19 protein-coding genes, 1 tRNA gene and 1 riboswitch are annotated in these 20674 nt (G+C 49.1%); of the genes, 11 read left to right on the top strand and 9 right to left on the bottom strand.

All coding sequences use genetic code 11. The features are described 5' to 3' along the window. Positions 1 to 644 precede the first annotated feature (644 nt). From AC286M_RS15075 to AC286M_RS15060, 4 genes are all read left to right on the top strand, one after another. Complete coding sequence (locus tag AC286M_RS15075) at positions 645 to 1301, top strand: sugar transferase (RefSeq protein ID WP_488205168.1); 657 nt, start codon at positions 645 to 647, stop codon at positions 1299 to 1301. A 237-nt stretch (positions 1302 to 1538) separates the two neighbouring features. Next, positions 1539 to 2408: a carboxylating nicotinate-nucleotide diphosphorylase gene (gene nadC / locus AC286M_RS15070; RefSeq protein ID WP_488205167.1), complete on the top strand. Its 870-nt coding sequence runs from the start codon at positions 1539 to 1541 to the stop codon at positions 2406 to 2408. Positions 2409 to 2684: 276 nt separating this feature from the next. Further along, positions 2685 to 3401, top strand: coding sequence for an SDR family oxidoreductase (locus AC286M_RS15065; protein ID WP_488205166.1), 717 nt, complete (start codon positions 2685 to 2687; stop codon positions 3399 to 3401). Then, positions 3349 to 4365: a DUF1206 domain-containing protein gene (locus AC286M_RS15060; protein ID WP_488205165.1), complete on the top strand. Its 1017-nt coding sequence runs from the start codon at positions 3349 to 3351 to the stop codon at positions 4363 to 4365. Before AC286M_RS15065 ends, AC286M_RS15060 begins: the two co-directional genes overlap by 53 nt. A gap of 64 nt (positions 4366 to 4429) precedes the next feature. On the opposite strand, the gene AC286M_RS15055 is transcribed toward AC286M_RS15060, so the two are convergent. Next, a tRNA-Leu gene (locus tag AC286M_RS15055) sits at positions 4430 to 4511 on the bottom strand. Between the two features lie 289 nt (positions 4512 to 4800). On the opposite strand from AC286M_RS15055, the gene AC286M_RS15050 reads away from it, so the two are divergent. Continuing rightward, entirely contained in the window at positions 4801 to 5385 is a 585-nt protein-coding gene (locus AC286M_RS15050; protein ID WP_488205164.1) for a DUF924 family protein, read from the top strand. Between the two features lie 198 nt (positions 5386 to 5583). On the opposite strand, the gene AC286M_RS15045 is transcribed toward AC286M_RS15050, so the two are convergent. Then, complete coding sequence (locus AC286M_RS15045; protein ID WP_488205163.1) at positions 5584 to 5997, bottom strand: Na-translocating system protein MpsC family protein; 414 nt, start codon at positions 5995 to 5997, stop codon at positions 5584 to 5586. Between the two features lie 328 nt (positions 5998 to 6325). Here AC286M_RS15045 and AC286M_RS15040 point away from each other — a divergent pair, with 328 nt between their 5' ends. After that, on the top strand, positions 6326 to 7258 hold the full coding sequence (locus AC286M_RS15040) for a cation diffusion facilitator family transporter (RefSeq protein ID WP_488205162.1): 933 nt from the start codon (positions 6326 to 6328) through the stop codon (positions 7256 to 7258). A 91-nt stretch (positions 7259 to 7349) separates the two neighbouring features. On the opposite strand, the gene AC286M_RS15035 is transcribed toward AC286M_RS15040, so the two are convergent. After that, on the bottom strand, positions 7350 to 8642 hold the full coding sequence (locus tag AC286M_RS15035) for a glutamyl-tRNA reductase (RefSeq protein ID WP_488205161.1): 1293 nt from the start codon (positions 8640 to 8642) through the stop codon (positions 7350 to 7352). A gap of 891 nt (positions 8643 to 9533) precedes the next feature. After that, on the bottom strand, positions 9534 to 10574 hold the full coding sequence (glpX, locus tag AC286M_RS15030; RefSeq protein WP_488205160.1) for a class II fructose-bisphosphatase: 1041 nt from the start codon (positions 10572 to 10574) through the stop codon (positions 9534 to 9536). A 192-nt stretch (positions 10575 to 10766) separates the two neighbouring features. On the opposite strand from glpX, the gene grxC reads away from it, so the two are divergent. Beyond that, a complete protein-coding gene (gene grxC / locus AC286M_RS15025; RefSeq protein ID WP_488205159.1) occupies positions 10767 to 11087 on the top strand; it encodes a glutaredoxin 3 in 321 nt (106 codons plus the stop codon). A 116-nt stretch (positions 11088 to 11203) separates the two neighbouring features. Here the strand turns inward: grxC and AC286M_RS15020 are convergent, their stop codons facing one another. Then, on the bottom strand, positions 11204 to 11905 hold the full coding sequence (locus AC286M_RS15020; RefSeq protein WP_488205158.1) for a pirin family protein: 702 nt from the start codon (positions 11903 to 11905) through the stop codon (positions 11204 to 11206). Positions 11906 to 12093: 188 nt separating this feature from the next. Between AC286M_RS15020 and AC286M_RS15015 the strand changes: the two genes are divergently transcribed. After that, on the top strand, positions 12094 to 12996 hold the full coding sequence (locus tag AC286M_RS15015; protein ID WP_488205157.1) for a LysR family transcriptional regulator: 903 nt from the start codon (positions 12094 to 12096) through the stop codon (positions 12994 to 12996). A 182-nt stretch (positions 12997 to 13178) separates the two neighbouring features. Here the strand turns inward: AC286M_RS15015 and AC286M_RS15010 are convergent, their stop codons facing one another. Next, complete coding sequence (locus tag AC286M_RS15010) at positions 13179 to 13598, bottom strand: rhodanese-like domain-containing protein (protein WP_488205156.1); 420 nt, start codon at positions 13596 to 13598, stop codon at positions 13179 to 13181. Positions 13599 to 13803: 205 nt separating this feature from the next. Between AC286M_RS15010 and AC286M_RS15005 the strand changes: the two genes are divergently transcribed. Beyond that, complete coding sequence (locus tag AC286M_RS15005; RefSeq protein WP_488205155.1) at positions 13804 to 14586, top strand: ABC transporter permease; 783 nt, start codon at positions 13804 to 13806, stop codon at positions 14584 to 14586. A 173-nt stretch (positions 14587 to 14759) separates the two neighbouring features. Here the strand turns inward: AC286M_RS15005 and AC286M_RS15000 are convergent, their stop codons facing one another. Further along, positions 14760 to 16265, bottom strand: coding sequence for a tetratricopeptide repeat protein (locus tag AC286M_RS15000; protein WP_488205154.1), 1506 nt, complete (start codon positions 16263 to 16265; stop codon positions 14760 to 14762). Between the two features lie 367 nt (positions 16266 to 16632). Further along, positions 16633 to 16845 carry a hypothetical protein gene (locus tag AC286M_RS14995; protein ID WP_488205153.1) on the bottom strand — a complete coding sequence of 71 codons (213 nt, stop codon included), beginning with the start codon at positions 16843 to 16845 and terminating at the stop codon, positions 16633 to 16635. A gap of 408 nt (positions 16846 to 17253) precedes the next feature. Between AC286M_RS14995 and gloB the strand changes: the two genes are divergently transcribed. Next, positions 17254 to 18027: a hydroxyacylglutathione hydrolase gene (gloB, locus tag AC286M_RS14990; protein WP_488205152.1), complete on the top strand. Its 774-nt coding sequence runs from the start codon at positions 17254 to 17256 to the stop codon at positions 18025 to 18027. Between the two features lie 95 nt (positions 18028 to 18122). Here gloB and AC286M_RS14985 read toward each other — a convergent pair whose 3' ends face one another. Next, a complete protein-coding gene (locus AC286M_RS14985) occupies positions 18123 to 19679 on the bottom strand; it encodes an NAD(P)H-hydrate dehydratase (RefSeq protein WP_488205151.1) in 1557 nt (518 codons plus the stop codon). A 278-nt stretch (positions 19680 to 19957) separates the two neighbouring features. Then, a riboswitch (Glutamine riboswitch) is annotated at positions 19958 to 20042 on the top strand. Between the two features lie 43 nt (positions 20043 to 20085). Here AC286M_RS14985 and gifA point away from each other — a divergent pair. Further along, positions 20086 to 20502, top strand: coding sequence for a glutamine synthetase inactivation factor IF7A (gene gifA, locus AC286M_RS14980; protein WP_488205150.1), 417 nt, complete (start codon positions 20086 to 20088; stop codon positions 20500 to 20502). Positions 20503 to 20674 lie beyond the last annotated feature (172 nt).

Raw genomic sequence — 20674 nt, 5'->3', positions numbered from 1 at the left:
GCTCAACTCAACCTGAAACCTCTGGGACGAGGGCATCCAGGTTCGAGTCTAAATAGTTAAAGCAGCCGATCCATTACCCTAAACAGCAAACTGCTGTGGCTAGAGCTCTACGCGCTGACGTAATTTCCTCACACCGAACAATAACTGAAGCAAAGCCGGGGTTAGAACTTTCGTAATGCTGTCAAATTGCAGCAACTATTTAGCCATGTGATGGGCTTCGCCGAAAGTCATTGTCCATCAAGTTCGATTTATTGTAATGCAAATCAGATCAAATTGCGCAAATTTACCACTTTTGTCATACGCCCAGAGTTCTTATAGATGCTGTATGATCGGCCCTGCTTAAATCATCCAGTCGAGTCGATAGCACCCAACCCATTTCGACGGGTAGATTTAATGGCCAGGAAACGGCTGGAACTCAGTAAAACAGGACGATAGGGTGATTACATCCATCTAAAGGTAGCTAAATTTGCACCTGTTCAGATCTTTATACAAGCTTCGCTCAGTTCAAAGATTAGGCGAAATCCCGGAGGGACGCTGGGCACATATCTATAGTGATCCGTATTATTGACGGTAGAGCTCTTGAAAACCGTTATAAAGACTTACTTGCGCCTGTGATTACTAGTTCTGAGCAACTAACAAAGACAATGCCCGTCGAACCCCAGACCTTTGTGCCGCCGCAAGGGTACTTTCGCGTTCACGAGTCAGTTAACAGTCCAGCCAAGCGAATTTTAGATATCCTTGGAGCCATTGTTGGTCTTTGGATCACTGGGATTATTTTGGTTCCACTTGCGATCGCAATTTATATGGATAACCCTGGCCCCATTTTCTACAGCCAGATTCGCTGTGGGGTCGGTGGCAAGCAGTTCCGGATTTGGAAATTCCGTTCAATGGTCAGCAATGCCGACCAGATTCGGCACACGGTTGAAAACAAAGCCAAAGGACACATCTTTAAGAACGATAACGATCCGCGCATTACTCGCATCGGTCGCTTTATCCGCAAGACGAGCCTGGACGAATTTCCTCAGTTCTGGAATGTTTTGATGGGCGACATGAGCTTAGTCGGAACCCGCCCGCCCACGGTAGACGAGGTGCAGCACTATTCCGCTCATCATTGGAATCGCTTGCGGGTCAAGCCTGGAATCACAGGCGAATGGCAGGCCAATGGTCGCTCCTCGGTTGAGGATTTCGAAGATATCGTTGCGATGGATATCCTCTATCAAGCTCGCTGGTCTGTTCTATATGATTTGCAGCTGATCTTTAAAACAATCTGGGTTGTCTTCCACCGCAAGGGTGCCTGCTAATCTTTATAAGACTCCCCAGTATTTGAACCTCAGTCGAGTCTCAGTCGAGTCTCAGCATCTATCGTCTCCCGACTGAGTCATTGCCGATTCTCCTTGACATCAATCTTGCTTAATCAGTTTTAGCTGATTCAAAAAACTCCTGATACGTTCTGCATGAAGACACACTTTGTCATCGAGTGTGTCTTTTTCTTTTGCATTAATATCGAATTTGGCTCCAACGCATCAACCAAAGTAACCATGAAGAAGACGCAGTTGATTTCTACAGAATTACCGCCGTGGGTGGTTTTAGACCCGCTCTTGCGCAGTTGGCTCAGCGAAGATCTCGGTCGGGGCGATCGCACAACACAAGGATTGCTCAACACGGAGATGAACAGTACGGCTAAATGGGTAGCCAAAGCAGATGGCGTGGTCGCAGGACTGCCGATCGCAAATCGCGTATTTTACCTGCTCGATCCAACCATTCAATTTAATGCTGCGATCGCAGAGGGAGACACCTGTCAGACGGGTCAGGTGATCGCAGAACTATCAGGGGCAATCGGTAGTTTACTGACGGGTGAACGGACAGCGCTGAACCTGGTGATGCGGCTCAGCGGTATAGCAACACTGACGCGCCAATATGTCGAAAAAATTGCCGACTTGCCCGCCCAGCTAGTTGACACCCGCAAAACAACGCCTGGATTACGTATCTTCGAGAAATATGCCACCGTCGCTGGGGGAGCCGTCAATCATCGGCTGGGGTTAGATGACGGAGTCATGATTAAAGACAACCACATTGCAGCAGCCGGAGGAATCAGAGTTGCGATCGCACAAATTCGCCAGCGCATGCCTTATCCACTTTCAATTGAGGTTGAAACTGAAACTTTAGAGCAGGTTGAAGAGGCTTTGGCCCATGGAGCTGACATTATCATGCTGGATAACATGGCCCCAGATTTAATGAGAGTGGCAGTTGAGCGAATTCGGGCCAACAGCGATCGCATCAAGATTGAAGCCTCTGGCAATATTACATTGGCAACTATTCGCACCGTCGCCGAAACCGGAGTAGACTACATTTCCAGTAGCGCCCCCATTACCCGCTCACCCTGGCTCGACATCAGCATGAAAATGTAGCTATTTAACCCAACGTTTGGGGCAAATTCTGTTGACTTCAATAAGCAAGCTGGACGCAGGTGGTCATCAAATTCCTTCTCCTGAGGGACGCTAATCAGGTGTGTTCATGAGACTGTCATAGGTAGAACACACCGTGTGAGGAGTGAGATTTGGACAACATTCGGCGATAAATCCCAGACAGATCCTTGGCGAAAGGCACGCTGCGCGTATCTTTCGTCAAAGATCCAACACGCTCGACGCGGATTTGGTGTAGGACTCGAACAAGTAAGGAAACCAATGGATAGCAATACGCGAGTGGCCATCGTTACCGGGGGATACGGTGGAATTGGCCTTGCCATTTGCAAGGGATTGGCGAAAGAAGGATTGCGCATCGTTTTAGCCGGACGCAATCCCAATAAAGGGAATGCCAATGCAGAAGACCTCCAAGCGCAAGGATTTGATGTTGCCTATGCCCCACTGGATGTCAATCGCACTGAAGATATTCAGCGACTCAGCGAATTTATGGATCACAAATACGGTCGTTTAGATGTCTTAGTAAACAATGCGGGCATCTTTCCTGACACGTCTGCCCAAAGCAACACGCTGATGACGACTAAGGTTGAAACGATTCAGCAGGGTCTTGCAACCAATGTGTATGGCCCGATTCGGCTCTGCCAGACCCTGGTGCCATTGATGAAGCGCAACCACTATGGACGAATTGTGAATGTCTCATCAGGTATGGGACAACTTTCAGAAATGGGTGGCGGTTCTCCAGCCTATCGCCTCTCAAAAACGGCGTTGAATGCGGTAACGTGCATCCTCAGCGCTGAGCTGGAAGGCACTAATATTTTGGTTAACTCCATGTGTCCTGGCTGGGTCAGAACTAACATGGGTGGAGAAGAGGCTCCCCGTAGCCCAGAAGAAGGAGCAGATACAGCAATCTGGTTAGCCACTCTGCCGGATGATGGCGCAACGGGTGGCTTCTTCCGCGATCGCAAACCGATTGCCTGGTAATATCCATCTTCATCACCATCTGTCTTCAAACGATCTAATGCCAATTCAACCCGCTTCTGATGATCAATCGCATCCCGGCTCAGATTCACAGCCCTTTAAAGAGCCAGATTCTGAACCAAACGATCTAGAGGAATCGGCTGCCGAACTGGTGGCAAAATCCAAACGTGCGATCGCACATCCAATTATGGAAGGATTCATCCGTTTGGGCTTTGCGGCGAAAGGAATCGTTTATTTGGTCATTGGCTTGCTGGCAGAACAAGCGGCTTTCGATGTCACCAGTGATACTGCCGACACTGAAGAAGCGCTCATCGAAATTATCGTTCAGCCGTTCGGAGAAGTGCTGCTAACGATTCTAGCGATTGGCTTGTGCTTTTATGCTCTATGGCGATTTATCCAGGCCATTCTCGACCCAGAACACTCTGATTCCTACAGGCCGATTCGGCTCTTGCAGCGCTTGGGCTATGCCATGAGCGGCTTGAGTTACGCAGGCGTAGCCTACACCGCGATCCAGCTCTTGACTGGATTAGGCAACATAACCAACGAAGACTCAGCCGAGGTTTGGACAGAATGGCTAATCTTGAAACCGTTTGGCGAGTGGCTAATCGGTATTGGTGGTCTTGTCGTAATTGGAGTTGGCCTGACCTACATGTATGGAGGCTACAGCAAGCGCTACTTAAGTGACTTGCAGTCGGAACAGCTCGACAGCATGTTTGAACACTGGGCCATTCAGTTTGGCCGTTTTGGCTATGCAGCCCGAGGGTTTGTGTTTGTTCTAATTGGCTTTTTTCTGGTCAAAGCCGCCCTCCTCTCGGACGCCAAACAAGTCGATGGCTTGGGTGGAGTACTTTCGAGACTGGCTGGCAGTGAACTAGGTACAGTCGTCTTAGCGATTGTGGCTTTTGGGTTTATTTCCTATGCGGGCTACATGCTGGTTACTGCATGGTATCGCCGCTTCAAAACTTAATCAACAATAGTGATTCTGTCATACGTGCGTCGTGCCAGAATCACTATTGTTGAAACCAATTTAATGGGCAGAGAGGGACTCGAACCCTCATGACCGAAGTCGCCACATTTTGAGTGTGGTGCGTCTACCAATTTCGCCATCCGCCCGACAGCTTAACTATTATACTTAATATTCGTTTGACTGCAACAGGCATCTCTGCATCACTTGTACTGAAATCTTCAGATAATCCTCCTACTTGTTTGATCAGCACACTTTAGAAGCGTGCTTCAGACTAATGCTGCGTCAAATCTAATTTCTCCTCTGGTTAAGAGGCCGTGCTTTGCGCGGTATCCCAACCAAAGAAACCTACCCAAACAGCGTTGACAAGCCGCCAAGGGGATAGAAATCAGGAATAGTCAGCAGTTCATGTACCTTAGGCAAGGCATAGGCAAGACAATGGCATCGATTGAGGATATTCTCCGGTTCTGGTTTGGTGATCCTGAAGACCCAAATAGTGAGTATGGAGAACAGCGTCAGGTTTGGTTTCGCAAAGATCCGCAGTTTGACCAAACCATTTGCGATCGCTTTTTTTCTACCTATCAAGCTGCAGCTCAAGGAGAACTCCAATCCTGGCAGACGGAACCGCACTCCTGCCTAGCGCTGATTTTGCTGCTGGATCAGTTTCCCTGTAATATGTTTCGCGGTACGGCTCAAGCGTTCGCGACTGATGATCAGGCTTTGGCCATAGCTCAATTTGCGATCGCACATCATTATGACCAGCAGTTGCACCCGGTTGAACGAATCTTTGTCTATTTACCTTTAGAGCACAGTGAAAACCTAGAGCACCAAACCGAGGCCGTACGCCTGTTTGAGCAGTTAACTGCAGCTGAACCCCAATTTGCCTCGACACTAGATTATGCCGTTCGCCATCGAGACGTTATCGCTCAGTTTGGCCGCTTTCCCCATCGCAATACAATTCTAGGCCGCGAAACCACTCCAGCAGAAGCCGAATTTCTTCAACAGCCTGGTTCATCGTTTTAAGGAAAACCAAAACCCGCAACGAATGATGGCAAACACAGCTAGTCTATGCTTGCCATCATTCGTTTGAGAGTTTATTTCCGGCGTTGCTTAATCTGGGTATGAATTGTGATGCGGGGGCAGTACCCCCACATCACGATTCATACTTAAAATCAGCAATTCCCAGATCCGAAATGTTTTTGGGGTAGTGGGTCGAGGTAATTAATTATCCTGTTGGCTGTTAGGCAATTTGACTTTGGGAATTGAGTTGGCGTTTCGAACCGTTGGAATTTCATCAAGGACAACAATTAAGCCAGTTCGCTCAGTCTCTAAAGTTGCATCACTGAGAATATCCACGACGGGCACACCAAGCACCTCTTCAACTAAGTCTTTCAATTGGGGACGGATAGCTTCATCAATGCGATCGCGCACTTGCCCTGCGAGTTCTTTCTGGCCATCATTGGCCAAAAACTTTTCCGGCTGAGTAATCGATCCTTCTAAGATAATCGCCAGCTTGCTTTCAAACAACTGACAAATAATCCGTTTCGGACAGTGTCCTAATTCTTCACGGTAAAGTGCCTGTATTTGTTGCGAGAGCGATCGCTCTAGCTGACCAGCAGTGGGCCTTGTATCCACAAATATCCTCCTTAACTAATTGCGAACCAAGACGTGAAGGCAACTAAAATATAGCGGCGACCCAACCCAGCCAAAGAACTCAACGAAATGATTGTGTAGCTCCAATCTGTGCAATAGATCCCTAGCGGCACTACCATAACTTGAGAATGAGAGAACGTTGAATCACTCAATAAATTATCGCCTGAACATACTCGGTGCCCCATAAAGTAACAACCACCTAAAGATAGATTAAACCAGACTTATGCTAGACAAAGGTGTCCCACCCCAAAAAACCTATCGTCTCCAGCATAAACGGGGTCTAGAATAAACTGTCAAACCTGTGAATCACATGGCTGAATCAACATCATCAAAACTGTCTCTCTATGCAGCAATGGCTGCCAATATCGCTATTGGAATTGCCAAGTTCATCGGAGCGGCAATCAGCGGTAGCTCCGCGATGTTATCAGAAGGCGTCCACTCCGTTGTTGACTCAGTCAATGAGGTGCTGTTACTCTATGGCCTACAGCGAAGCCAAGCAGAGCCAGATGATGACCATCCGCTAGGCTACGGTCAAGAACTCTATTTTTGGTCACTCATCGTGGCCGTGCTCATCTTCGGCTTGGGCGGTGGAATCTCAATTTATGAAGGGTTGCACAGTCTACATGAACCTGAACTATCGCGTAATCCACTCGTTAGCTATGCGGTCTTAGCCGCAGCGGCAGTGTTTGAGGGCACAGCGCTCCTGATCTCCCTACACGAATTTAAACAAAGCTATCCCACTAAAAACCAAAACCTTTGGCGAAGCCTCCGCAAGAGTAAAGATCCCTGTGCATTTGTGGTCATTTTTGAGGACTTCGCGGCCCTCATTGGATTAGCGATCGCATTTACGGGTGTCCTTGTTAGTCAGCTCACCCACAATGGCCTATATGACAGCATTGCCTCCATCGTGATCGGGTTGTTGCTGACTGGAGTCGCAATCGTGCTAGTTGCCGAAACGAAAGGGCTTCTGGTTGGTGAAAGTGCATCGGTCGAAGTTCAAGCCAGTATCCGCGAAATTATTCAGTCCGATGAATCTGTCTCCCAAATGGGCTCTCCGATCACGCTTCATCTCGGCCCCAGCGACATTTTGTTGGCTCTCAATATTGAATTTAATGATGGTCTTTCGTCAGATGACATTGAAACCGCCATCTGCAGAATCGAACACACGATCCGTGAGTCCCATCAAGAAGTCAAACGAATTTTTATCGAAGCAGCTTCTGTATCCAGTAGTTCCTGTAACTAAGCCCACTCTTACCCAAAAAAATCCCTCTCCCAGCAGGAGAGGGACTGCAAAAGCGCTCCTTTCTCCTTAGAAAAGAGCTGGGCAGGAGAGACTAGCTATATTTCTCGTTCGACATCGCTTCAAGATTAAACAGCGTTTGCAGCGTTTCCATCGCGTGGCGACGAGCTTCAATATCTTGCTGAGCTCGAAGCTGCACCATTGGGTCATGCAGGATTTTATTAACGATGCCGCGCGTCAGTGCTTCAATGATTTCTTGGTGCTTTTCAGCAAACTCAGAACCCAAGCGGGAAAGCGCTTTCTCTAGCTCCTGTTCCCGAATGGTTTCCACCTTGTTACGGAGGCTGCTAATTGTCGAAACTGTTTCTAGCGAGCGCCACCAAACATCAAACGCCTCGGCTTCGTCTTCCAAGATCACTTCGGCTTCCATTGCCATTTGCCGACGACTTTCGTGGTTCTGGGCTACAACGGCTTTGAGATCATCCACGTTGAAGCACTGAATGGTTTCCAGCTCAGTCACACTGGCGTGAATATTACGCGGCACGGAAATATCAACCAGGGTTAAGCGCCGATCTAACCTCAGCACGGGCTCTAGATTTTCCCGGTGCAGAATGGGTTCGGTTGCGCCCGTGCTGGTAAACACCAGGTCAGACTCAGCGACCGTCGTCAACATGTCCTCCAGCGTCCCCGTGTGCAGGCCAGCGTGATCAAACTTCTTCGCCAGATCTTCCGCCCGCCGCAGAGAACGATTCAAGACGCAAATATGGTTCGCGCCTTTAGCAATCAGGTGCTGCACCAGCAGACGCGACATCTTACCTGCGCCAATGATCGTAACGCGACAGGGAGACAGGTCTTCTAAGTGGTTTTGGGCCAGTTCAACAGCAGCTGAGCTGATCGAAACCGCTCCGGTGCCGATGCTGGTTTCAGTGCGGACGCGCTTACCAGCGGTAATAGCTTGCTTCAAGAAACGATTTAGAATACGGCCAACGCCATTGTGCTGCTGTCCTAGCTTGTGGGTTTGCTTCACCTGCGCCAAAATTTGGCCTTCACCCAATACTAAGCTATCCAATCCAGCAGCTACGCGGAATAAGTGCATGACGGCATCCTGATGCAGCAGCATGAAGAGATGGGGCCGCAAATGGGAAGCCGAAAACTTACCGCGATCGCACAAAAACTGAGTCACGTCCTGAATGCCGTTGCGCGACTCTTCGGTCACGATATAGATTTCGAGGCGATTACAAGTGCTGAGAATAGCTGCTTCTTCAACATGGGGATAACTACACAACTCAGCTAGAGCTTCACCAATTTGCGGCTCAGGAATACTGAGCTTTTCACGAACCTCCACTGGAGCCGTTTTGTGACTAACACCAACAACCGCGATATTCATGTCTCCTCCCAATGATTTTGTGTTTAACCCTGCTTAATGCCCAACTAGACAATGATCAGTCATCCTGATCGTTTGGGATTCACTCCTTTTGAGTCCATCAAGCAAGATCAAATGTATCTGTATGACTACAAATTGCAACAAAGCACTGTCAAATTATTTTTCAATCCAGAATGGCGCTCGTTTCAATGGCCGTTTCAATGGCTCTTTAATTCAGTTGCTTTAGTGCAGAGACACTATTTTAAGGTAAGCCCAATGGCGAAACCTACCACATTGATAATGTCTCTTAAAGACTACAAGAGCAATTTGGCCAAAGTCCTAAATTACAAGATTTTTAAAATGGCTTGACTGCTTATTCCACACAGTTCCACTTTTATTTGATATCGATTCTCTGAACCTCGATTGAGAGATTGCTCCGTGAGATATTCCTTATCAAACGTTTCATGGAGTTAATTGCGATCGCAACAGTGCAGGATTGCATTAATACCTGAAACCAAGCATGAACTGTGAGATACGCCAATCAAGCCCTCTACTGATTAAACCGTGCAACGAAACGCTTACCCAAAAATCTTAGACAAAGTTCACTTGCCGTAATATTTTTCGCGAGTAGATCGAATCCTCTACTAACTTAACGCTTTCCAGGTTGGCTTGGCAGACAGACTAGCTCTTGCTCACTTGCCTCAGGCAACTTTTCAGGACGTGCTCCGGAATTGCTAAAGAACAAATGTCAGAGTTGCCAACAGCAAACCTGCAAAACATCACCTACTCGAACCGCAAATTCAACAATAAACTCAAAAAATAAATCGCGTTTACGAAATTAGCGATGCTGATCTCGTAAACGCGATTTGTCAAGGTGTTATTTCATACATCAGGCTTGAGAAACCTGATATACGACTATTTCAATTGAATGTACTTCGGCTGATCAAACAGGTGAATTGTATCAACGAAGCGAGCCGTCTTGGACTGGGTCGAAATAACCAGAGACTGAGTTCTTGCGCCACCGTGGAAGAGGCGCACCCCGTTCATCAGGTTGCCGCTGGTAATGCCGCAAGCTGCGAATAGAACAGTCTCACCGGAAGCTAGCTCATCTGTCTCATAGACTTTATCAGGATCGGTGATGTTCATCTCTTGAAGACGAGCCAAATTACCTTCCTTGGTGTTGTTGGCCCACTCTTTGGTATTCACAACCGCCGGATCGTAAACCAACTGACCCTGGAAGTGTCCACCCAGACAGCGCATGGCCGCAGCCGTGATCACGCCTTCCGGTGCTGCACCAATGCCCATCAGCGCGTGGACGTTGGTTCCAGCGAATGCACAGTTCAGTGCTGCACCAACATCACCATCACTAATCAACTGAACGCGAGCACCCGCCTCACGAATCTCTTTGATCAGGTCAGTGTGGCGATCGCGCTTCATGACGACGATGACTAGTTCTTCAATGGCGCGATCGAGACACTCTGACAAAATCTTCAGGTTCTCAGTCGCAGACTTGTTGATGTCAACTTTGCCCTTGGCAGCTGGAGGTGCAGCTAGCTTCTTCATGTAGAAGTCAGGCGCGTTGAACAAGCCACCTTTTTCTGAGATAGCCAATACGGCCATTGATCCCGGCTGACCATAGGCAACGAGGTTGGTCCCTTCACAGGGATCAACTGCAATGTCAATCTCAAGTAGTTCTTCTGGATTACAAAAGTCCTTTGCATCCGGACGGGTACAAATCCCAACTTCCTCACCGATGTAGAGCATCGGTGCATCATCGCGCTCCCCTTCACCAATCACGATGCGACCCCGCATGTGGATTTGGTTCATGCGATTCCGCATGGCTTCAACCGCCACTTGGTCGGCAGTGTCCTTTTCACCTTTTCCCATCCAGCGAGCAGATGCAAGCGCGGCTTGCTCTACTACTTCAATAATCTCTAATCCGATTGTGCTCTCCACGAAGTCATCCTCCAACGGCTGATATGCGTCTCTGCTCAAAAGACTTATCTCAGTCTTAGAGTCTATCAGAATGCAGGCACCCTCTAAAATGCTTCTGGGGATCAACGCGGGCAATCAACACAATTAAAGACAATTCAAGATGCAAATTATTTAAGATGAAGTCGTTGCGATCAAAACGGTAGAACGCTGACGATGCTTGATTTTCTCAATCCATTATTAGAGCGATTGGGTCGCCATCCGGAGCAGGTACAAGCCAATGTAGAAATTTATACGTGGCAAACTTGTCCCTACTGTATTCGAGCCAAATTACTGCTGTGGTGGAAAGGCGTTAACTTTACGGAGTACAAAATCGATGGTGACGGTGCCGCGCGAGTCAAGATGGCTGAGCGTGCCAATGGCCGACGGACAGTGCCACAAATTTTTATCAACAATCAGCATGTGGGTGGGTGTGATGATTTGTATCGGTTGGATCGAGAGGGGAGATTGAATGGGTTGTTAGGGGAAGGGCGGTAGAGACTGCAAAGGGTTTGGGAGTCTCGGCAGCAAGAAAAGGCACGTACAGACACTAACCAGTGGAGCGTTGGGACTGTGCCCAACGCTCCACTGGTTGGAACGAGTATGCTACACGGTTATGCCATGTCGAAGACGAGAACTTCGGCGTCATCCGAGAGACCTGTTAGCTGAATAGTTTCCGTCTCTGTGATGGCCGCAGCATCTCCGGCATAAAGTTCTTGGTCGTTGAGTCGGACAGCCCCACGAGCGACATGTAGCCAAACCGACCGACGAGGTGCGATCGCATGTTCGACCTGTTCACCGTCTGCCAGACGAGTCGCATACAGATTAATGTCTTGGTGAATGGTGACCGAACCGTCACGACCGTCACGTGAACCGATGAGCCTCAGCTGGCCACGCTTTTTGGCTTCCGAAATATGGATTTGCTCGTATCCTGGCTCAATGCCCGTGCGCTCCGGCAAGATCCAGATTTGCAGCAGGTGGACCTGCTCGGTATCTGAGGCATTATATTCGCTGTGCATAATACCTATTCCGGCAGACATCCGCTGTACGTCACCGGGACGGATGATGGAGCCGTTGCCAATGCTGTCTTTGTGCTCCAGTGCGCCATCGAGGACATAGGTCACGATTTCCATATCGCGGTGACCGTGAGTCCCAAAGCCGCCGCTGGGGGCAATCTTGTCATCGTTGATCACTCGCAGGGTGCCGAAGCCCATATGCTTGGGATCATAGTAGTTGCCGAATGAAAATGTGTGGCGGCTATCGAGCCAGCCGAAATTAGCAACACCGCGTTCGTTAGCGGGACGTAGCGTAATCATTGTTTCACCTCCCGTGGTTGGGCTTGTGATTGAGCGTTATGAAATTGAGCGTTATGGCACTGATGAGATGAGATTGAACGAATTGTGAACCAAGACGAAACAATTAACTGTATTCATTATGAATTGGTTCTCATAAAAAGACAATAGTCAATATAATATACGCACTGTCTCTATTTAGATGACAATGCATGGACAAGTTTGAAAGTATTCGCGCATTCACCAAAGTGGTAGAAGCAGGCGGATTTGCCGCAGCAGCGCGGGAAATGAATGTCTCCCGCTCGGCAGTCAATAAGCTAGTGATCAATCTAGAAGATGATCTGGGGGTGCAACTGCTGCATCGCACGACTCGTCAAGTCACGCCGACCGAGACTGGTTTGGGCTTTTACGATCGCTGTATGGCGATTTTGGCCGATTTGGCCGAAGCGGAACTGGCCGTCTCACAAATTCATGACGAACCGAAAGGAAATCTACGCATCAATGCACCTATGTCCTTTGGCACGTTGCATCTAGCGCCTGCGATCGCAGAATTTGCGGCTCAGTATCCCGACCTGCGCATTCAGCTCACGCTGGAAGACCGTTTAGTTGATCCAATTGAAGAAGGATTCGATCTGACCGTACGCATTTCTTATCCACCGGAGGCAGCCGGGCTGATCGTGCATGTGATTGCGCCTGTCCCCCTGCTACTCTGTGCCTCACCGGACTATTTAGCGGCGCATGGACTGCCACAGCAACCTAGCGATCTGCGCGACCATTCCTGTCTGCACTACGGCTATCTCAGTACCAGCAATCAATGGAAGCTACGGGATGTCGATGGCAATGAGCACACTGTAACGATTAGCGGTGTACTCTGTTCCAACAATGGTGAAGTCTTACGAGATGCGGCTCTACAGGGACTAGGGATTGCCATGCTACCTGCCTTCTTAATGGAGCAGCAGCTTGTCGCAGGCCAGCTACAGATTGTACTGTCCAACTATCGCTCGGCTGAACTGTCGATTTGCATTATTTATCCAGCCAATCGACATTTATCCACTAAAGTTCGGCTACTGACCGATTTTTTGAAGGCGCGATTCTGCGATCGCAGTCAGCATTAAATCGTGCCGATTGCGATCAGCTTGCGTCACCAGCCTCTGACAACAGGACAGTGGGTTCTTCATCGCATTCGGTACACAGCATTAAGACTACCTTCAAAGAGACGGTTAGATCCCTCTAAAAATAGTCTTAATCAGCGTTTGGGCATTTGCACCAACAGACGTTTTGACCTTGCAGCCATCCGTTACCAGTCAGTGTAGCCCTCTGTTGCTCCGTCAATCGCTTTCCAAGCTGGCAGCCCACCAATGAGTTCTGATACTCGGTTGAATCCAGCTGACCGCAGCTTGTTAGCCGCTAAAGTCGTTTCTTGATCGGATTCACCATAGAGATAAATATCCCAATCCGGTTCCAAAATAGTGCGAACCAATCCAGGTAGCTGATTCAATGGTGCTGGGATAGCACCTGAAATATGCTCTTGGTTAAAGCTTTTGCAATCGCGGACATCTAAAATTGTTAAATCAGGTCGCCCAAATTCAAGGCGTATTCTTAACTCCTCGGGACTAGACTGAGATTTAAACTGTGAAAATGTTAAAGGTGAGTAAAAAGGTCTTGATTGAGTTTTAGATTGCTCTTTGGGTGAAATTCTTCGTTTGGATGTAGTCATTATTATTCGGACATTTTGTTATCGACCAAAAATTATTTGAATGTAATTAAGTCAAATATAGTGGACTTGGCCCGATAATATCTCTGACCCAAGTCTGAATCAACGTATAGATTACAGCTTTGCTTAATTTTTGCCATGATTTCATGACTATGCCTGATTTTCAGCCCATTTAAGTGATGCAGATAACACGGACGAGATTGAACCCATGAGGCGCTATTTAACGGTTCTTCAGCGATTTTGGAGTGCTGCGATCGCAGCTGAATTAGAGTATCGGGTAAATTTCTTGCTCGCAGCGATCAGCAGCTTTGGCAATCTGATTGGTAGTATTTTTAGCCTATTTTTGTTCTACCGAACGGGCTATACCTTCCAGGGTTGGAGTTGGGAAGAGGCACTATTGGTACTTGGTTCATTCACACTATTACAGGGATTCTCGGCCACACTATTGGCCCCAAATCTCAACAAAATTGTGCGCCATGTGCAGGAAGGCACGCTCGACTTTGTGTTGCTTAAGCCGATCAGCTCTCAGTTTTGGCTCTCAACCCGCACGGTGTCCCCCTGGGGCTTACCGGATTTGGCCTTCGGTCTGTTAGTCATTCTCTACAGTGGCAGTCAGCTTGGCCTCCAACCACAGAACTATTTGCTCAGCCTCATTCCACTTGCGTTTGGCTTTGTCAGTCTCTACAGCCTCTGGTTCATGCTGGGCGCAACTAGCATTTGGTTTGTCAAAATCTATAACGTTACGGAGGTACTGCGCGGTTTGCTAGAGGCAGGTCGCTACCCCATTGCGGCTTACCCTGCCCTCTATCGAATCTTCTTCACGTTTATTGTCCCCGTGGCGTTCCTAACCACTGTGCCAGCCCAAACCATGCTCGACCAAATTAGCTGGGGCTGGACAATCGGCTCAATGGGTCTTGCGGCTCTACTGTTTGTGGCATCACAAGGATTTTGGCGCTTGGCCCTGCGGTTTTACACCAGCGCTTCCAGTTGATCACACAAAAGAACTAATACGACAGGAGACGGTAGCGCATTACGTCCCCGTCTCCTGTCGAACTATAGTGATTCCAGTTAAAAGTGAGAAAACGAGAGAGGAGAGTGCCTCATCCTAAGGCACTCTCCTCTCTCGTTCTGATCTAGAACCGCTATAGTTCTACTGAATCGAAGTTACTGAATCGAACGCATCGCCGCTAACGTGGTGCGATAGCCTTCCGCATCGCCGATGGCAAGGTAGTAGTCCGCTGCCTGCTGGAAATCTTCCATCGCACCAGCATAATCTTCTAACGCTAGCCGCAAGCGGGCCCGCTGGAAATAGTAGTTGGGATCGGTGCTATCCACTGCAATCAAACGCGAATAGTCCGCATATGCTCGATCTAGATCGCCCTGTTCGATCAGCAGAGCAGCCCGATTCCGGTAGGCTTCCAGCGCATTTGGATTCAGCGCGATCGCAGTTGAAAAATCCTCTTCTGCCCCGATAAAATCGCCATCCGCCGAGCGCGCCCTACCCCGACCAATATAGGCGGCAGTATAATCCGGCTGGATGAGAATGGCCTCGCTGTAATCTGCGATCGCACCGCTAGCATCCCCGGCAGCTAACCGCACATCTCCCCGTCGCCGAAAGGCTTCAGCACTCCGGGCTTCCAGTTCAATCACTCGATTCAAGTCAATCAGCGCTGCCTGCTGGCTATCCAACTGCGACAGCACAAACGCCCGATTCAGATAGGCTTCGGTAAAGGTTGGCTCTAGCGCAATAGCGCGACTGTAATCGGCATAGGCTTCTTCAAAAAAGCGCTGAGACGCGAGGATATAGCCCCGATTGAAGTAAGCGGTCGCGGACGGCTTTTGATCAATAGCCGTAGTCAAATCTTCCAGCGCTGTCAAATATTGATTCAAGTTGAAATAGACCGTGCCGCGATTCAGATAGGCTTCGGCATAGCCATCGTCCAGATCAATCGCCCGGTTAAAATCTGCGATCGCTTCTTCTTCCAAACCCTGTGCCGCTCGAATCACTCCCCGATGCACATAGGCTTGAGGATTCATGGGATCGAGGCTAATCGCTTTTTCAAAATCAGCCAAAGCAGACTGCTGGGCAGGTGTCAAATCCTGCGTCATCGGGCCATCAGACATTTCAATGGGCACGCTAAACTCATCCGGCCCATCCAGACCCGACTGCCCCCCATCACTTAGAAGTACTTGCACAAAACCTCGATAGATATAGGCTTTGGCATAGTCTGAATTGAGCGCAATCGCCTGATCAAAGTTTTCCAATGCGGCTACATTATCGCCAATCTGATAGTAAATATCGCCTCGGTTGAAATAGGCTTCCGCATAGTTTGGATCAAGTGAGATCGCAGCATCAAAATCTTCGAGCGCACCCTCAAAATTGCCTAATTTGCCCTTCGCGTATCCCCGATATAAATAGGCAGGCGCATAATCTGAATTAATCACCAACACCTGATTAAACAGGCCCACCGCTTCGGCATAATTTTCATCTTCAACTTCTTCGATGCCCTCTTCGTACAGCTCAAAATAGTCCTCCTCAGCTTCTTCCGTGGCTTCGGTCGGAGTAGCCGTCTCTGACATGGGCTCCGTCTGCGCCCAAGTCATGGGGGACACACCGCTCAACAATGCGGTGAAACTGAGCAATGCGATCGCTGTACGAATTCTAGCCATGACCCTTTTCTCCTCTACTACTAATACCCAATCCGCTCATCAAACCGATTTCCTTTTTTGTAAAAGGTACACATCGCACATCTTTCACAAAAAATTTGGGGATTGATTGCCAAATTTCGGCTAAAGCACTCCATAGGTAGTGTGCTACTGCGCATAGAATGCCCACATCTCTAAATGTTATGTCAGCTTGTTAAAGAGGAGTCACGGAAGTTTACTAAATCCGGAGGCGAGATTTTGCCCTCGCGACGGAATACCAAAATCTCGCCTCTGGGTTCAATAAAAACTGTCATGAGAGATAAAAAATGGGGGTGCAGTAACACCCCCAAACCCCCAAACATACAGGAAGAAACACCCTAAGACTTGGCACCTATCGCTCTTCAATCAGCTGAATTCGGCCAATTTGGATATAGTCCAATACTCGATTAATCAGTCGTCGATCTTCCTCATTGATGTGACGACCCGCCAAAATCGTTGAAGTGAGCAGTAAATGCTGCTGCTGACTCATTTGGCCGGAAGAGATGATTTGCTCAACCAATGAGCGGATACCTAACGATTTATCACCTTTAGCGACTCGAAACATAGGATTCTACAACAGATAAAATTGACGATAATCAGGATTGGTTGGAACGTGAACAATGCCTTGGCACTGCGTATCGTTCTATACCTATTGTCAGAAAAAGTAAGAGCCGTTAGGCAAAGCCGCGATGATTATCTTGTAAAGACTGTATGAATCTTAGCGGCATTAATTTGCCTAATTTGGCAATTGCCTCCCGAAATTTACGGATTTCTCTCCTTCAGTAGGCTAATCCGGTTCACAGCATACGCTAGAATGCCCAACTGAAACCGATGCTACTCAGTCACAGCGCCAGGGTTAGGTTCAGTGCTGAGCTTGTATTCAAACTCTACCCTGATTTTCTTCCGAACAAGCAAAAAAGCCCAATGAAGCCAATATTCTTGACCAACACCCGATGAATACACCTGATCAACAATGAATATTTATCGACTGAATGCTCTGAGCGATAACTACATTTTTCTGCTGCATGATTGCGATCGCAATATCGCTGCTGTGGTTGATCCGGCTGAGGCGCAACCTGTGTTGGCAAAATTACAGGAACTCGACGCTCAGTTGGTGACTATTTTCAACACCCACCACCATGCCGATCACGTAGGCGGGAATCAGGCACTGATGCGACAGTTTCCCAATGTGACGATCTACGGCGGCGAACGCGATCGCGGGCGAATTCCCGGTCAGCAGTATTTCCTTCAAGCAGGCGACACAGTTGAGTTTGCCGGACAAACCGCCGAGGTGTTCTTCGTCCCCGGTCATACCAAAGCCCACATTGCCTACTATTTTCCGCCTGCTCAAGTTGACGAACCCGGTAATCTGTTTTGCGGTGACACGCTGTTTGCCGGAGGCTGCGGACGCTTGTTTGAAGGAACGCCGGAGCAAATGGTAACGTCGCTGGGACAACTGCGATCGCTACCGGATAACACCCGTGTTTGGTGCGCCCATGAGTACACACTGAAGAATCTCAAGTTTGCCCTGACGGTCGATGGCGAAAATGCGGCACTTCAGGCACGAATGCGCGAGGTACAAACGGCCCGTCAGCGAAATGAGGCGACGGTTCCTTCTCTATTGGGGATCGAAAAACAGACGAATCCTTTTCTGCGCTGTGATCAACCGGCTCTACAAGCGGCTGTCAACATGAGCGATCCGGTACGCACATTTGCCCGTTTGCGCGGTCGCAAAGACCAGTTTTAGGTGATTCAACGATCTATCCGTAGGGGCGATGCATTGGGCCAACATGTCATCGGTTGGAAATTCAAATTAATTAACCCAATGCATCGCCCCTACATTTATTTCGATCGGTGATGCACAAGGGCAGGCGATAAATATTTGCTCAGGATGTGGGCATCGACGCCGAGTTCCGTGCGTTCCTGAGCGGCTAGAATTCCCGCTTGGGCGTGCCACCAAACAGCGGCACTAACGGTCGGTGCTAAGGGTTGCGATCGCAATACGGCCTGCGCCACCAATCCCCCGATTAGGCCCGTCAGCACATCACCACTGCCGCCCCGTGCCAGTGCCGGAGTGCTGTCTGGATTAAAGCTGACGGTGCCGCCTGGATCTGCGATCGCAGTTCGTGCGCCTTTAAGTAACACAATCGCCTGGCTCTGTTGAGCGGCAGTTTGCACAGCGACCGTAGAATCCTGCTGCGCCAAATCGGGAAACAAGCGCTTAAACTCACCGGGATGCGGCGTCAGAATCATCGGAGCGCTGCGGTTCGAGCAGGTCGGAATCGGCCCCAAATCCGCCAAGATATTTAAGCCATCCGCATCCAGCACCAGCGGCGCATCGGTGCCCAAAAGCTTTTGAATAAGTGGTTTTGCCGCTTTGGTCATCCCTGGCCCAGATGCGATCGCATCATATTTATCTAACTCAAATCCATCTGGAAATTGATCAATGGCACCATTGGCCTGTTCTGAACAGCCAACAATCAACGCTTCCGGGATGCGGGCGGATAAATCCAGTCTCAACGTTTCCGGCACGGCAATGGTCAACATGCCGACGCCGCTGCTGCGTGCCCCCAGCCCTGACAACGTGGCCGCGCCCATATACTGCCGCGACCCGCAAACCAGCAGTAAGTGCCCCATCTTGTACTTGTGGGTCGAAGCCGGACGCGGTAAGGGAATCGCCTGCAGTGCCGACTGATACGTAATCCGCTGGAACTGTGGTGTTTCGCCGAGTACCGCGCTGACATCCGCCCAGGGAATACCAAAATCAAGCCGCTCCACCTGTCCCAAATACTCCAGCGCTTTGTCTTGCAAAAAGCCCAGCTTCCACAGTCCTAAACAAACGGTATGAGTGGCCCGAATCGCAGTGCCCAGCACTTCCCCAGTATCGGTATGCAGTCCAGAGGGAATGTCAATGCTGAAAACGGGAATCTGGCTGTTGTTGATGGTTTGGACGGCATGTGCGATCGCACCTTCCAAGGGTCGCTCTAAGCCAAAGCCAAACAGCCCGTCAATCACCCAATCACAGGTTTGCAGCGTTTCAACTTGGTTGCTGACCGGAATTCCCAAACTCTGAGCGTACCGAAGATGACTGGCGGTTAAATCTTTGGCTTTCTCAATCGGTCGAAAAACCTTGACCTCATACCCCTGAAAATGCAGCTCTCGCGCCATCACGAGAGCATCGCCACCGTTATGTCCTGGCCCAACGATCACGCCAACATGGGAATGAGTCGTTAGGGGATATAGATCTTGCGATCGCAGGGTCAGCCGCTGTCCCACTTTTTCCATCAGTGCCGCCACGGGTATCCCCGCTTCAAACATACGCGACTCGATAGCCGCCATCTGCTCAGCGGTTACGACCACTTGTGATAGACGATGTTCAGACGCTAGGTGCTGTGACATGATTTGGCAGTTCGGCATGGTTTGGGATCTTACTGATCACCATAGAATATCCATACGATATGACATCGGCCAAAGTATAGGAGAGTAGGGCAGTCGTTTGAGTAGTGCCCGTCTATTTAGCTCAAGACGCTGTTGTTTATTTGCCCGTTCGTCAGCATCCTATCGGCGAAAAGACGGTAAACCGAACCAATTGTTCGGTCTTTTCTCTAATGTAAATGTTCATTACCCCCTGACATCAACCCGAAACCGTATCGTATAATACAGAAAGAAACAAAGAAATCGTTCATCTCTCGACAGGGGTCATCAAAGCAGTTGGTCTCATGCGAGGGACGGAAGTAGGGAGAAATCCCGAAGGAACGCGCCTCTGTAAACCTGAAACGTAAATGACGTTAGGAGGCGAATCCTCATGAAATTGACATATCGCGGACAAAGCTACGACTACAATCCTCCCGCTGTTGAAACCAGTGATGCTCCCAGTGTGGGCAAGTATCGCGGACTCGACGTTCGGTTCCGGAATCCGGTTAAGCCTGCTGTTATTCCCCAAACACTAAATCTCAAGTATCGGGGCGCAGCTTATCAAGTCGGTGGCGAAACTGCTCCGGCTCCTGTTGCAGCACAAGCTTCTCAATCTGAAGACCGGGCACGCACATTAATGATGAGCCATCATCGCAATGTTAAGCGTCGTCAGCAGGTCATGTTGGCTCGTTTAGCCAATGAAGTTGGTTTAACCGCTGATGTAACCAAGTACTGGAATCACATTCAAGGCAAGGTTCATCCGTCTTTTTGGGCAACGTACGATCGCAGCCATGCAACTCTTAGCTAATGGGTAGGCTGAGGATCAATTAACCCACTTCTACCAAGTGAGGATAATTTGCTCAAACTCAACCATCACAGATATTCCATCACAATTAGACTTTGCGTCTTGATTTCGCGATAGGTCTAATGCTGGATAGTCAAGCACTCCGCAAGGGGTGCTTTTTTCTATAGTTTCTATA

The organism is Thainema salinarum CENA647 (genome assembly GCF_057732415.1).
This window is presented reverse-complemented; position numbering and strand designations above follow the sequence as displayed.

Coding starts and splice junctions, on each gene's coding strand:
- AC286M_RS15075 (WP_488205168.1), top strand. CDS start 645: ATGCCCGTCGAACCCCAGACCTTTGTGCCGCCGCAAGGGTACTTTCGC.
- nadC (WP_488205167.1), top strand. CDS start 1,539: ATGAAGAAGACGCAGTTGATTTCTACAGAATTACCGCCGTGGGTGGTT.
- AC286M_RS15065 (WP_488205166.1), top strand. CDS start 2,685: ATGGATAGCAATACGCGAGTGGCCATCGTTACCGGGGGATACGGTGGA.
- AC286M_RS15060 (WP_488205165.1), top strand. CDS start 3,349: ATGATGGCGCAACGGGTGGCTTCTTCCGCGATCGCAAACCGATTGCCT.
- AC286M_RS15050 (WP_488205164.1), top strand. CDS start 4,801: ATGGCATCGATTGAGGATATTCTCCGGTTCTGGTTTGGTGATCCTGAA.
- AC286M_RS15040 (WP_488205162.1), top strand. CDS start 6,326: ATGGCTGAATCAACATCATCAAAACTGTCTCTCTATGCAGCAATGGCT.
- AC286M_RS15035 (WP_488205161.1), bottom strand. CDS start 8,642: ATGAATATCGCGGTTGTTGGTGTTAGTCACAAAACGGCTCCAGTGGAG.
- grxC (WP_488205159.1), top strand. CDS start 10,767: ATGCTTGATTTTCTCAATCCATTATTAGAGCGATTGGGTCGCCATCCG.
- AC286M_RS15020 (WP_488205158.1), bottom strand. CDS start 11,905: ATGATTACGCTACGTCCCGCTAACGAACGCGGTGTTGCTAATTTCGGC.
- AC286M_RS15015 (WP_488205157.1), top strand. CDS start 12,094: ATGGACAAGTTTGAAAGTATTCGCGCATTCACCAAAGTGGTAGAAGCA.
- AC286M_RS15010 (WP_488205156.1), bottom strand. CDS start 13,598: ATGACTACATCCAAACGAAGAATTTCACCCAAAGAGCAATCTAAAACT.
- AC286M_RS15005 (WP_488205155.1), top strand. CDS start 13,804: ATGAGGCGCTATTTAACGGTTCTTCAGCGATTTTGGAGTGCTGCGATC.
- AC286M_RS15000 (WP_488205154.1), bottom strand. CDS start 16,265: ATGGCTAGAATTCGTACAGCGATCGCATTGCTCAGTTTCACCGCATTG.
- AC286M_RS14995 (WP_488205153.1), bottom strand. CDS start 16,845: ATGTTTCGAGTCGCTAAAGGTGATAAATCGTTAGGTATCCGCTCATTG.
- gloB (WP_488205152.1), top strand. CDS start 17,254: ATGAATATTTATCGACTGAATGCTCTGAGCGATAACTACATTTTTCTG.
- AC286M_RS14985 (WP_488205151.1), bottom strand. CDS start 19,679: ATGTCACAGCACCTAGCGTCTGAACATCGTCTATCACAAGTGGTCGTA.
- gifA (WP_488205150.1), top strand. CDS start 20,086: ATGAAATTGACATATCGCGGACAAAGCTACGACTACAATCCTCCCGCT.